The organism is Novosphingobium sp. PhB57, assembly GCF_004342985.1.
Taxonomy (GTDB): Bacteria; Pseudomonadota; Alphaproteobacteria; order Sphingomonadales; family Sphingomonadaceae; genus Novosphingobium.
In genome coordinates, this window is the sequence record NZ_SMBO01000027.1 from 1 (window position 1) to 13,036 (window position 13,036).

Consider the following 13,036-nt stretch of genomic DNA (forward strand, 5'->3'; position numbering starts at 1 on the left):
GCGGCAACTCAACGAACGGCCAAGGAAAACGCTCGAATACCAAACACCCGCCGAGCGCTTTCAAGCTTGTGTTGCCGCCACCCGTTGAACCCACCCCCACGTGCGGTCGTTCAGGTGACTCCAAAATTCGGTGATCTGACGGCAGCTATCAGGAATCCGAGATGACTTGGTCTATGTCGGCTTTCTCGGCGATCCTAAACGTGTTGGGGCCGGATTTCTGAGTTGCGATCGGCGGCGCGTTTCCTGCATCGATTACCAAACGGTGGCGTTCGAATAGATGATTATGAAAGCGGGCTCAGGCTCCATTGCAGAAGGCAAAGCGAAACTGCTGGGATGGTCAACCACAGCCACGCCCAGCCGGCGTTGCGGGCATGGAAAATCGCCATCGAAATTGCGGCGAACATAGCGAAACTGGCCAATGTCGCGGCTACGACCGCTTCGGCGCGTTCCATGCCGGTCCGGGCGAGAATGAAGGACAGGAGGACGGTGATCTGAGCCGTCAGTCCATAGGCCCCGAGCGTACCCGCCAGGACGCGTGCTGCGACAGCCATGCGGCGACTGCGCGCGGCGGCCGCAGCGCCCGTTGAAGGGGATGACCTGAGCGTCACGGGATGGTTCATGGCGGGCTCTTTCGATTGCTGGGGCATGAGGATCAGGAAAGCAGGCGCAGGATGCGCTCGCGGTTGGTCTGCGCGGTCAAGGCAAGCACGGCGGCCGCGCTCATCCATCCGCACCACGCGACAGCGCCGTAAGCCCAGCCAAGACCGAATCCGGCAATGACGTAGGCCGATACCAAGGCGCTGAAGCCGCTCCAGCGCATCGCAATCGATCGGCGCGGGCTTAGCTTGCGGCGCAGCCAGTCCTGCTGATGACGAGCCATTGCGATCAGCAACAGTGCAAAGCCCAGCAGCGCGAGGCCGGCGATGGCGAGATGGATCATGCTGGGGCCTCCGCCGAATTGCGGTTACGCCGGGCTGGCGCTGCCTTGGGCTGGTGGCGGAGCACTTTTCGCGCGGTGTAGGCGAAGGCGATAGCCAGCACGACCATGGTCAGGTCAAAGCTGACAAATACCCAATCACCGCGATAGAGGCTCGCACCGAGGCCGCGCGAGGTCGCGGCGTTGACGATCGGAACCAGCGCGAACAGCACGGCACCGGCGCCAAGCGCTTCCACCCAGGCGCGCTTGGCGGGGCGGGCCAGCGTCCACGCGAAGATTGCTCCCCAGGCGATGAACAGGCTGTCGACTTCCCATTCACCACGCTCTGCCATCGCAGACGGGAGTAGGCGGTTGGCAAGGAAATAGATGGCGATGCCTGCAGGAGCGCCGGTGATGAAGCCGATGTTCAGCCGCTCGACCAGGCGGAAGCCGAAATGCGGGCAGGCCGGGTCCGGCAACTTTGTCCGCCGTTTCACGCACCATAGGGCAAGTCCCGTGGCGCACATCGCCGTGCCGCCGAGGCCGGACAGGAAATAGAGCCAGCGCAGGCCGTATCCGGCGAACCAGCCGGTGTGGAGATCGACCATGACCTCGCGCGTCATGCTGGCACCACCTTTCACCGGTTCGGGAAGGGGAATGATGCGGGCCTGTGCTGCGTCGATGTAAAGCGCGCTGTGCCGGCTGCCTGCCCAGTCGCTCCGTTCGGGGTAGAGACGGGCCGTCGCATTCAGGTCGCCGGGGTGCTCGATATTGATGTAGCTGGGGCGGGTGCCCTGCCACTGCCGCTCGGCGCTCGCGACCATCTGGGACAGCGGCATCGTCGGGGCGGCGACGCCGCTGACCTCCCGCTCTTCAGGGCGGGGGCTGGAGGCCTCGTAGAAGGCGTCGCGGTCCGCGAAGTTCGCGGTGATAGCCCAAGGCATCAGCGTGAACAGTAAAGTGACCAGTCCTGTGTAGGTGATCATCACGTGGAACGGGAGGGCCAGTACGCCGGTGGCGTTATGCGCGTCGAGCCAGGAGCGCTGCCCCTTGCCGAAGCGCATCTGGAAGAAGTCGGTGAAGATCTTCTTGTGCGTGACCACGCCCGAAAGGATCGCGACCAGCATGGCCAGCGCCGCCACGCAGACCAGATAGCGTGCCCAGCGCACCGAGATGTAATGCAGGTCGAAATGCATGCGGTAGAGGAAGAACCCGCCGCGGGTCTCGCGCACGCCGAGTTCCCGGCCGGTGCGGGGATCAAGCGTGATCTCCTTACGGTCGTGCCGGTCCTGTCCCGGTATGCTCCAGGACACGGAAAGGCCGCTCCCACCACGGGCGCTGGGAAGCGAGATGCTCCAGCTTTCCGCTCCTGCGCCGCGTCGAAGCAAGAGCGCGTCCGCGGCGTCGAGCGCGCGCGGGGTTACCGCCGTGCGGGAAGGCAGTTCGGGCCGCATCCAGGCATCGATTTCGTACTGGAAGAACGCCGCCGAACCGAAGACGAAGACGATGTAGAGGATCCAGCCCGGTATCAGTCCGACCCAGGTGTGCAGCCACGCCATCGACTGGCGGAAACCCTGCTTCATGATCGCATCCTTGCCCTTCCGAAGCCTCAGAATTCCGTCCGCGCCGAGAACGCGATCGTGCGCGGCAGGCCCAGTTGCCAGTACGAGGACCAGTAGTCCTTGTTGGTCAGGTTGCTGACGTAGAGATTGAATGTGGTTGGTCGGCCCAGCGCCTCGGTGCGGTAGCGGATACCTGCATCGAAAAGCGTGTAGCCGTCGATCCGGTTGGCATTGGCCGCATCCTGATATTTCGATCCCGAGTAGTAGGCGCCGCCCGAAAGCACGAGGCCGTGCACTGCGGGAATCTCATATTCGATCGAGGCCTTGGCCATCAGCGCGGACGATCCGATCGGCTTCTTGCCCTTGAGCGCCGCGTTGGTGGCCTTTTCGATGCCGAGGTCCATCCACGTGCCCCCGGCGACGATCCGCAGATGATCGGTGACATGGCCGTCCAGCGTCAGTTCGAGGCCCTGATGGACCTGTCGGCCGTCCTGGTTGATGGTTATCATGCCTGTCGAGGCGACTTCGTTGTAGCTGTTCGCCTTCTCGATGCGGAACAGTGCGGAGGTGACCAGCAGCTTGTCGGAAAAGGCGTACTTGGCCCCGACTTCGTACTGCTTCGAGATGACCGGATCCATCACCTCTCCGGGGTTGGTGTAGAGCGTCGCATCGTTGGGCACGATCGTGCCGGCTTCCATCGCCTCCATGTAGCTGGCGTAGGTGGTCAGTGCGGGTACGGGCTTGTAGATCAGCGAGATCGTGGGCGTGATTGCGGACTTCTTGTAGCCCGACGATCTGGCCCCCGCAGTCGTATAGCTGCGCGTCCGGATCGTACTGTAATTGAAGCCCACCAGTGCGCTCAGGGTATCGGTGAAGGTGACGTCGTCGCCGATGATCGCGTTGAAGTTGGTAGCGTCCTTCGCCTTGTAGAGCGGGCCCGGATCGCCGTGGAACACCGGCGTCGGCATGTTCAGCAGCTCGTCCAGCGTCAGGTTGGACCCGGCCGGATAGGCCGTGCCATCGGCATAAGTGCCGGGCACGTTGCCGACGACGTGACGGACTTCCTTGTAGGTGTCCCAGGAACCGCCCAGGGTCAGCTTGTGGTCGATCGGGCCGGTGCGGAACGCAAGATCGAGGTACGTGTAGGCGCCCTGCGAAACCGTGTCGTAAGGGAAGGTCTTGGAGATATTGTAGGTTGACCAGCCGGTTGGCGTGTCGATCGGATAGATGATCACGTATTCGCGCTCATCCTTCTTGTACATGTAGGCCGATCGCAGCGAGACTGCATCGCTGATCTGGTACTTCACATTGGCGCCGATACGGTCCGAGGTGGTCTGGTTGTAGGTCCAGCCCGGCGTATAGGTTTTCGAATTGTCGTAGGCATCGGGCCAGTAGCCGAGGCCATTGGTGTAGAAGCGCGTGTCTACACGGTCGAGATGCCAGTAGGTATGCGCCGCTTCCAGTTGTACCAGAAGCTTGCTGGAAACATTCCAGTCAAGTGCACCGCTCACCAGCCACTTCTTCAGATGCTGGTCGTCCTTCGACGTGCCGCCATTGGCGTAGGCACCATTGAAGCGGAAGGCCAGGGTATCGTCGCTCGTGATCTTGCCGCCGAGGTCGACGTGGCCGAAATACTGGCTGCCGCCGTAATTGCCAACCGCCACGTTGGCGAGCGGCTCGTAAGTCGGCCGCTTGAGGACGTAGTTCGAAACGCCGCCGACGTTGCCCGAGCCATAGAGGAAACCCGAAAGGCCGTTCATGACCTCGACCCTCTCGATTTCCTCGGTCGAGAGCCCATAAGTGTAGGACGAGAGCCGCACGCCGTCGACGATGCCGGTGCTGCTGTCGAAGCCGCGAATTCGGACGTTCGGATAGCCGAAGATGGTCGTCGGCGCATTGGTCTGCACCACGGGGTTCATCTTGTAGAGCTGGTCGAGATCGCGGGCGATGGTGTTTTCGATCTGTTCGCTCGACATGACGGTCACCGAATAGGGCGTGTCGGCGATGCTGCGCGAGCCCCAGGGGCCGATACCCGCCACAAGATCGGGAGAGACATGCTGCCCGTTTACGACAATGGGAGAGCCGTCGCGGGCGGTCTGCCTGTCGCTGCTGGAACCGTCGTCTTCGCCTTCTTCCGTATAGCCCACCGCCTGGATGCGCATCGGGTCCAGTTCCAGCCGTCCGACGGTGGCGGGTACGATCGTCAGCGTCCCCGCATCCGCCGCGCGTGCGACCAGCCCGGTGCCCGCCAGGAGGCGGGACAGGGCTTCCTGAGGCAAGAAAGTGCCGTTTAGCCCTGGGGTTTTGCGCCCATCGGCCAGTCGCCCCTCATAGGAAATCTGGACATCGCTTTGGTCGGCGAAGCGGTTCAATGCCTGCGCCAACGATCCGGCCGGAATCTCGTAGCGCCGCGCCGCCTCGGCTTGTTGAGCCTGCGCCGATACGGGGACGGCTACGGCCGTGAGCATCGTCGAACCGACCCATGCAGCAGCCAGCAGCGACCGCGCGGAAAATTGCCTCATGTCTTGTAAACCCCGAATGAACCAAGTGCATTCTAATGCTGATGCGACGCACTCTCATTAGATAAGTCGAAGATGCACGGATTTTGGAGCCTACCTCGGGCGAAAAAATTTTTGGCGAGATCGGAAGTTCAGCGGCTGACGACGATGAACATATTGGAAATACGGATGGACTTCAGGGAAAGGGTTTTTTCAAGCGCTGCCAGCGCATCGAGCGGATGGTCGAGATCATAGACTCCGTTTACCCGCAAGTTCGCCGCCTCGCCGCGCACGGTCCAGTAGCCGCGCCGCTGTCGGCCAAGCTGTGCCACGACTTCGCTGAGCGGCCGGTTGGACACGATCAGTTTTCCCCGCGTCCAGGCGGTTGCCGCCAGTGCATCGGATGGAACGGGGCGGGCGACGGACTGCGCGGTGAAGGTAGTGCTCTCGCCTTCCCGAACCACGGCCTTCGCTCCGCTGGACGTCCGAACCGCGACGCTGTGTTCCAGCACGATGACTTCGGGTTCGCCTGCGCGTTCTTCCACCGTGAAAACGGTGCCAAGGGCGGTTACGCTCCCCTCATCGGTTTCGACGCGGAACGGATGATGCGGATCCGGCGCAACCCTGAATTGCGCGGCGCCGCTTAGCAGCGTCGCCACGCGCGCGCCGTCCGACTGATCGAAGCGGAGCGCCGAGCCTGCTGCCAATGTCGCGACCGATCCGTCGGGCAGAGCGATGCTGCGCCGCTCTCCGATGCCGGTGGAATAGTCCGCGCGCAGCCGCGCCGGCCAATTCTCGGTGCTTCCGATAATCGCCAGGGCAAGCACTGCCGCAATGGCCGGCACCGCGGAGCGACGAACGATGGCGGAGGGCGCGGGGCGCCAGCGGCTTGTCCGGCGATTTGCCGGGTAGGCGCGCGCGGAGTTCTCCTCGCGGATTGGCAGTGAAGCCATGCGCCGATAACGCTGCCAGATCGCGTTCTGCCGATCGAATTCGCGGCGATGTTCCGACACGGCTAGCCATTCCGAAAATGCGGATTGTTCCGCCTCGTCCAGCACCGTTCCGTCCTGCCGGACGATCCAGTCTGCCGCCTGCTCTTCCAGTGTCCCGATCGGAGCGTCCACGTCGTCTTCAATCGACATCGCCAACCTCTCGTTTGATTCCCATGGCGACGGCTTGTGCCTGCCGTCTCATAAAGTCAGTCGGAATTCGGACGGATTTGGCGCCATGGCGTCTCATTTTTAATCGTCCTGTCCGGGCTCGGCCAGAATGCGCGAGCAGAGCATGAGGGCGTGCCGCAATTGCCTCTCGACCTGTTTCACATGAATGCCGAGCCGCTGTGCGATTTCGGCTTTTTCCAGAAGTTCGACATGGCGCATGGCGAACACTTCCCGGCAGCGCGGGGGCAGTGCTGCCATCGCGCCGTGTAACCGATCGAGTTCGTGGCGCCCGGCGGCATGGGCTTCCGGCGAGGGCGCATCGTCGGCCACCTGTTCGCTGTGTTCGGCCTCCACAAGCCATTGGGACCATCGCTGCTGTTGGCGCATGGCTTCCGCACTGAGGTTGCGGGCGATTCCGTGGAGGAAGGCGTGTACGTCCACGACGCGACCGGCCTCAATCGCCGGAATGGCGCGCGCAAAGGCTTCCTGGACGATATCCGCTGGCTCGACCGGAGGCCTGACGCGCCGCCGCACGCTCGCCAATAGCGCGCCGCGATGCCGGGCGAGCAGGGAGAGTGCCTTTACGGTCATCGCGCCGCCATTTGCCTGGCGGGTGGAAGGATCAGGAATTGGAGCGGCATGGCGACGACAAGTTCGTCGGGCAATTCAGCAGGGATCTCGGGGAATGGCGCGGAGCGACGGACCTGTTTTAACGCAGCGCGGTCGAGTACGGCGCGACCGGTAGAACGCTCCATTGCAGCGGCCAGCAGGTTGCCCCGGCGGTCTATGCGGAACGACAGGGTCCCGTCGCCCTGATAGTTTCGGAGACGGGCGGCTTCCGGGTAGTTTCGATGCTCGGCCAGGCGCGCGAACAACACCTCCCGGTAATCTTGGGCCGCATCGCGTGGTTCATGACTTTCGGCGATGCCTTCTGGTGCCGCTTGGTCGAAATTCGCATTAGCTGAAGCTGCTGGCGGGGTAGCAGCGTCGGGTGAGAGGTGACGCAGTTCTTGGACGCGCGCGGGCTTTTTGTTTTCGATCTGTGGGAAGATGGCGGCGGCAGGAACGAGCTTTTGCTTTGCTGGGGCAGCTTGGGCTGAGGCGTCGAATGTCGTGATTATGGTCACGTCACGTTGCAGGCTCTGGTCTGTACGGTGGGGGAATTGGCCGCAGACGATGAGAAGAAATCCGGCGATGTGGACGAGAATCGTAACGCAGAGCGAGAAAAATCGCGGGTTTTCCACCCGGATTCGCCTTCGGGAGGCGCTTGATCTTTCGATTGCGACGAGTTGCGGCATGTCGGCGCGCTTAACCACTGTTGCGAGTTAATCGCAACATCCTTGTTCGAGGGGAGGGGCATGCTGAGCATGCCCCTCCCCTCGATGAGCGTGTCACGACGCTGGTCATTCAATTCCCGTCTTTCGCCGAAGCTCCCATGAGGCGGGCAAGCGCCTATGGTTTGAACGGTGACTTGTCGCCGCCAGCCCTCGTCTCCGACATTCACGGTAGCAACAAGAGCCTGCATTTTGCGGCTTGATCGCCATCAGGTTGATTGAGCTCACGCGACGGCTTTTCCAACGCGCAAAAAATCGAAAATCAATTAGGTTGCTTTTGCGAGTCATTAGCGATTAATGGTTATGGCGTTGGAACATGAGGAATTCGATGCTGATCCCATTTCTGGTCATGCTGCGTGAAGGGATAGAGGCCGCGCTGATCGTCGGAATCGTGGCCAGCTATCTCCACCATGCCAACCGCAAAGACCTGATGCCCGCGATCTGGGTGGGCGTCTTATTGGCGTGCGCGCTGTCGTTGTTTGCGGGTGCCGCGCTGCAATTCGCCGCGGCCGAGTTTCCGCAGAAGCAGCAGGAACTGTTCGAAGGCATCGTCGGGCTTGTGGCGGTCGTAATGCTCACCTCGATGGTATTCTGGATGCGCCGCGCGGCGCGCTCCATCAAAAGCGAGCTTCACGCCTCGCTCGATCGCGCCCTGGCCCGCGAGAGCGGCCCGGCCTGGGCGCTCATCACCATGGTATTCCTGGCCGTCGCCCGCGAAGGGTTGGAATCGGTGTTCTTCCTGCTCGCAATCTTCCAGCAGAGCCGAGGATGGGAGGCGCCGGTAGGTGCATTGATCGGCATCGCAGCTTCGGTGGCAATCGGCATCGGGCTGTACAAGGGCGGCATCCGCCTCGACCTGCGCCGCTTCTTCCGCTTTACCGGCGTCTTCATCCTGCTGGTCGCCGCCGGTCTGCTGGCGGGCGTGCTGCGCAAGTTCCATGAGGCCGGCATCTGGAACGGCCTGCAGACGGTGGTCGTCGATCTCAGTGAAACGCTGCCGATGGATGGTCCGGTCGGTGCAGTGCTTGCCGGCCTGCTCGGCTACCAGGCTGTGCCGGTGCTGGGCGAAGTCATCGTCTACGTCGCGTTCCTCGCCGTCAACCTGTTCTGGTTCTTCAGGCCCTCACCAAGACCTACACATTCTCCTGCCGGGGCTCACTGATGACCAGGACTTCTTCTTCGCCCCTGATGCGCTTGGCGCTGGTCGGCTCCGCGCTGCTCGTGCTGCTGGGCGGCATTGCCTTCTGGTATGCCTCGAACCGCAGCGGCAGGACGCCCCGCACGACCGATGGCCATGCCGTGACCGTGACTATCCGCGGTAAGGTCTGCGATCCTAACGATATCACCGTGCCTGCGGGCAAGACCACCTTCACCATCGTCAACGAGACGCAGCGCGCGCTGGAGTGGGAAATCCTCGACGGCGTGATGGTGATCGACGAGCGCGAGAATATCGCGCCCGGTCTGCGCCAGACGATGACGGTCAAGCTGGAGCCCGGCGATTACGACATCACCTGCGGCCTGCTCAACAATCCGCGCGGCAAGCTCCACGTCACCCCTTCGGCGGAGTCGGATGCCGAGGCGGCGCGGCCTTCGCTGGAAACCTACGTCGGTCCGCTGGCGGAGTATCAGGTCTACCTGCTGACCGAAGCGGAAACGCTGGACAGTTCGGCGCAGGCTCTGGTGGCCGCGCTCAAGGCCGGACAACTGGACAAGGCTCGCGGGCTCTATGCCCCTGCGCACCAGAGCTACGTGCGGATCGAAGCGGCAGCGCAGGTCTTCGGTGACCTCGAAGCGCGGCTCAATGCCCGTGCAGACTATTACGAAAAGAAGGCCGCCGATCCCGCGTTCCAGGGCTTCCGCCGCATAGAGTATGGTCTGGCAAACGACGGCGATGCCAGGGCGCTGGGTCCGGTGGGTGACAAACTGCTGGCCGATATCGCGACGCTGAAGGAGCGGCTGGCGGGCATCGAACTCAAGCCCGAACAGCTGGCCGGCTTTACCGAAAAGCAGTTCCGCCGCCTGTCGGATTCGCTGGGAGCCGCCCCGTCCGCGTCAGGACCCGCAACGGGCGACGACAGCCCGGCGGACCTTCAGGGCCTGTACGAAAGCGGCAGCAAGGTGGCCGAACTGCTCTCCCCCCTGCTGGTGAAGGCGAACCCGGCGCTGGACAAGGCGTTCAACGCGGACTTCGCTGCCTTCGACAAGGCGCTGGCTCCGCTGCGCACGGGCGATACCATGCGTGCCGTCAAGTTCGATCCCGCGCAGCGTCGTGCCATGGCGGCGATCCTTGCGAAGATCGCTGCCGATCTCGGCAAGACCAATGCCGCGCTGGGGCTGACATGAGCCTCCCGTCTTCACGCAGGCAAGTGCTGGGCGGCGGCATCGGTCTGCTGGCGGCCATGCCCGCGACGGCGCTGGCGCGTGCCGGAGCCGCTTCGGCCGGAACACCGGCAGGCGGCTCGCAAGTCGCCGACGCGCCGCGGAGCACCCACACGCAGGATCTCGTGCCGTTTCAGGGTGTGCACCAGGCGGGCATCACCACGCCGCGCCCCAGCGCCGGGATGATCGCCAGCTTCTATGTGCTAGCCGAAAGCCTCGACGATCTCGAACGCCTTTTCCGCAACCTGACGGAGCGGATCGCATTCCTCACGCGTGGTGGGCAGCAGCCGGATATCGATCCCCTGCTTCCGCCCGCCGGTTCGGGTATTCTTGGCCCGGTGGTACAACCCGATGCACTGACTATCACCGTTTCGGTCGGTGCATCCCTATTCAACGCTGACCTCGGCCTTGCAGCACTCAGGCCCCGGCACCTCCGGCAGATGCAGGCGCATCCCAACGATGCGCTGGACGCAGCGCTGTGCCACGGCGACCTGTCGATCCAGTTCTGCGCCAACACGCCCGATACCAACATCCACGCCCTGCGCGACATCATCAAGAACACTTCCGACCTTCTGGTGCTGCACTGGAAGCAGGAAGGAACGGTGCCGCAGATCCCCTCCATGCCCGGTCAGCCGGAGGAGAGTGCGCGCAATTTCCTTGGCTTCCGGGACGGTTCGGCCAATCCCAACTCCAACGACACCCCGCTGATGGACCGCATCGTCTGGGTGGCGCCCGGCGGGGTCGAGCCCGGTTGGGCCACCGGCGGCAGCTATCAGGCAGTGCGGATCATCCGCAATTTCGTGGAACGCTGGGATCGCACCCCACTGGGCGAGCAGGAAGCGATCATGGGTCGCGTGAAGCCCAGCGGCGCACCCATGGATGCCCCTGTCGACGGCAGCGCGACCGAGCACCACGTGCCCGACTATGACCGCGACCCGCAAGGCACGAAGACCCCCCTCGATTCCCACATTCGCCTTGCCAATCCGCGCAATGCTGCCAGCGATGCCAACCTGATCCTGCGGCGTCCGTTCAATTATTCCAATGGCGTCACCAAGTCCGGCCAGCTGGAAATGGGCCTGCTATTCATCTGCTATCAGGCGGATCTGGAAGCGGGCTTCATCACTGTCCAGAAGCGGCTCGATGGCGAACCACTGGAAGAATACATCAAGCCGATTGGCGGCGGCTTCTTCTTCACTTTGCCAGGCATTCGCGACGATGCGGACTGGATCGGCCACACGCTGATCGCTGCTGCGCGCGCCGCCTGAGCGATCCTGAGCAATCCCCATTACGATCACGGAGACGACCATGTTCCTATCCTCCCGCCGCACCCTGCTGGGTATGTTCGCCGCCGCGCCCCTTGCTTCGCTGCCGATGTTTTCCGAAACCGCGTTGGCGCAGGCGAGACCATCTCCTTTGCAGCTGGTCGGGCCGGTGGCGCAGTACAAACTCTACGTGAACGAAAACGTACGCAAATTCGTGGCCGATACTCGTGCCTTCACGGCGGCTGTGAAGGCCGGCAACATCGCATTGGCCCAGAAGCTCTATGCCCCCACGCGCATGAACTATGAACGGATCGAGCCGGTGGCCGAGCTGTTCAGCGATCTGGACGCCGCGATCGATTCCCGCGCCGACGATCACGAGAAGGCTGAAAAAGATCCCCGCTTTGGCGGCTTTCACCGCATCGAATACGCTCTCTGGGTGGAAAAGAGCACCAGAAACGTCGGCAAGGTGGCGGACAAGCTGATGGCGGACGTTCTTGCATTGCAGAGCCGCCTGCTCAAGTTGACCTTCCCCCCCGCTAAGGTGGTGGGCGGTGCTGCCGTGCTGATGGAGGAAGTGGCCGCCACCAAGATATCGGGTGAGGAAAACCGCTACAGCCGCACCGACCTCTACGATTTCCAGGCCAACTTCGAGGGAGCTTTCAAGATCGTGACCCTGCTGCGCCCGCTGGTCGCAAAACGCGACCCCGGATTCGCGGCCAGGACCGATGCCAATTTCAAGGCGGTGTTCGACACGCTGGCCAAGTACCGCGTGCCCGGCGGCGGTTTTGCCTCCTACCTCAAACTATCCGACCGCGATCGCAAACTGCTGGCGGGCAAGGTCAATATTCTGGCCGAAGACCTCTCGAGGCTTCGCGGAATGCTGGGGCTCAGCTGACAGGTTCCCGGGCGGCATGTAAATCAAGGTCAGCGACAGTGAGCCACTCGAAGTTTCTCATAGGAGTACTTGCCTGCTCAACTGTCGCCGAAATTGCTGCCCTTGTTTGGGCGTGCCTAACGTTTGGTGGGTAGTTTCAAAGCCCGGCGCCAGCCCTCCAGCCCTTCTTTCTTTCGGTGTAGGCTGGATCGAATGGCGGGTCAGGGTTACCGCATGAAGGAAAAGCTGGGGGCGTGGATGCTGCCACTAGACCAATGTTTGGAGCGGCAATGAATGGCGGAAGGCAGCAATTACCAAGACGATGCCTCGCAACGGGATGGCATGCCCCCGTCTCGCCAGACGAAGGGCACCAAATCAGTGACATCTCCGGTCTGACATCTGTCGAATTGGAGGTTGCAGGTCCGCTCTGTCAGCGAGAGCAGGGGCAGGGCGCTACCGGCAGGTCGCGACCAACTCACGTCGTTCCGGTGGGCCACAGTGAACGGCAACTGTCTGCCGAACCGGTCATTTAACGGTGTGGAAACGCTCCCACCTTGCGCCGTCGCATCCAATAAGGTAGGCGCCTACATAAATTTACGAAGGCGGTCCTTATGGCAAGTTTTGATCTGCCTATTCTCGGTGCACCGATGAGCCGGCGAACAATGCTCGCGGCCTCCATCTTCGGTGCTGCGGCCCCCGCGCTGGCGAAGGCGGATGACGACCCACTGGAACGGTTTCTCAAGAAGCAACTGGAAGGCGCCGCGATCCCCGGCATGGCGATAGGTGTCGCTCGAGCAGGCAAAGTTACGCTGATGCGGGGTTATGGCTTTGCTGATATTGCGCAGCATCGGCAAGTCACGACCGATACGATGTTTCATCTCGCTTCCGTGACGAAGACTGTCACGGCCACGGCGATCATGATGCTCGTTGAAGCAGGCCATATCGATCTTGATGCGCCGATCAGCGGCTATCTCGATTTCAAGGTCATCAATCCGGCTCATCCCGATTCCGCGATTACAGTTCGGCATCTGCTGACCCATGTGTCGAGCCT

The 13,036-nt window shown here is 62.5% G+C and carries 12 protein-coding genes; 5 read left to right on the forward strand and 7 right to left on the reverse strand.

The genetic code is table 11. The features are described 5' to 3' along the window. Positions 1-281: 281 nt before the first annotated feature. From EDF58_RS25325 to EDF58_RS25355, 7 genes are all read right to left on the reverse strand, one after another. Positions 282-620, reverse strand: coding sequence for a hypothetical protein (locus EDF58_RS25325; RefSeq protein ID WP_243654513.1), 339 nt, complete (start codon positions 618-620; stop codon positions 282-284). Between the two features lie 32 nt (positions 621-652). Further along, positions 653-940: a DUF3325 domain-containing protein gene (locus tag EDF58_RS25330; RefSeq protein ID WP_132270533.1), complete on the reverse strand. Its 288-nt coding sequence runs from the start codon at positions 938-940 to the stop codon at positions 653-655. Continuing rightward, entirely contained in the window at positions 937-2,499 is a 1,563-nt protein-coding gene (locus EDF58_RS25335) for a PepSY-associated TM helix domain-containing protein (protein WP_132270535.1), read from the reverse strand. The genes EDF58_RS25330 and EDF58_RS25335 overlap by 4 nt, the downstream gene beginning before the upstream one ends. 26 nt (positions 2,500-2,525) lie before the next feature. After that, positions 2,526-5,000 (reverse strand): TonB-dependent receptor, encoded by a 2,475-nt coding sequence (locus EDF58_RS25340; protein WP_132270536.1) that lies wholly within the window; start codon positions 4,998-5,000, stop codon positions 2,526-2,528. Positions 5,001-5,128: 128 nt separating this feature from the next. Then, positions 5,129-6,118 (reverse strand): FecR domain-containing protein, encoded by a 990-nt coding sequence (locus EDF58_RS25345; RefSeq protein WP_132270538.1) that lies wholly within the window; start codon positions 6,116-6,118, stop codon positions 5,129-5,131. Between the two features lie 99 nt (positions 6,119-6,217). Beyond that, the gene (locus tag EDF58_RS25350; protein ID WP_132270539.1) at positions 6,218-6,727 is read right to left on the reverse strand and encodes an RNA polymerase sigma factor; all 510 of its coding nucleotides are present in this window, start codon (positions 6,725-6,727) and stop codon (positions 6,218-6,220) included. Then, positions 6,724-7,434, reverse strand: a complete 711-nt coding sequence (locus tag EDF58_RS25355; protein WP_132270541.1) for a TonB family protein — start codon at positions 7,432-7,434, stop codon at positions 6,724-6,726. The genes EDF58_RS25350 and EDF58_RS25355 overlap by 4 nt, the downstream gene beginning before the upstream one ends. 352 nt (positions 7,435-7,786) lie before the next feature. Between EDF58_RS25355 and efeU the strand changes: the two genes are divergently transcribed. From efeU to EDF58_RS25380, 5 genes are all read left to right on the forward strand, one after another. Next, positions 7,787-8,632: an iron uptake transporter permease EfeU gene (gene efeU / locus EDF58_RS25360; RefSeq protein WP_207913186.1), complete on the forward strand. Its 846-nt coding sequence runs from the start codon at positions 7,787-7,789 to the stop codon at positions 8,630-8,632. After that, positions 8,632-9,813, forward strand: a complete 1,182-nt coding sequence (gene efeO, locus EDF58_RS25365) for an iron uptake system protein EfeO (protein ID WP_207913187.1) — start codon at positions 8,632-8,634, stop codon at positions 9,811-9,813. The genes efeU and efeO (EDF58_RS25365) overlap by 1 nt, the downstream gene beginning before the upstream one ends. Next, positions 9,810-11,114: an iron uptake transporter deferrochelatase/peroxidase subunit gene (efeB, locus tag EDF58_RS25370; RefSeq protein WP_132270542.1), complete on the forward strand. Its 1,305-nt coding sequence runs from the start codon at positions 9,810-9,812 to the stop codon at positions 11,112-11,114. Before efeO (EDF58_RS25365) ends, efeB begins: the two co-directional genes overlap by 4 nt. A gap of 73 nt (positions 11,115-11,187) precedes the next feature. After that, positions 11,188-12,006 (forward strand): iron uptake system protein EfeO, encoded by an 819-nt coding sequence (gene efeO, locus EDF58_RS25375; RefSeq protein ID WP_132270544.1) that lies wholly within the window; start codon positions 11,188-11,190, stop codon positions 12,004-12,006. Positions 12,007-12,596: 590 nt separating this feature from the next. Continuing rightward, on the forward strand, positions 12,597-13,036 hold a 440-nt coding region (locus EDF58_RS25380; protein ID WP_132270546.1), incomplete at its 3' end, for a serine hydrolase domain-containing protein.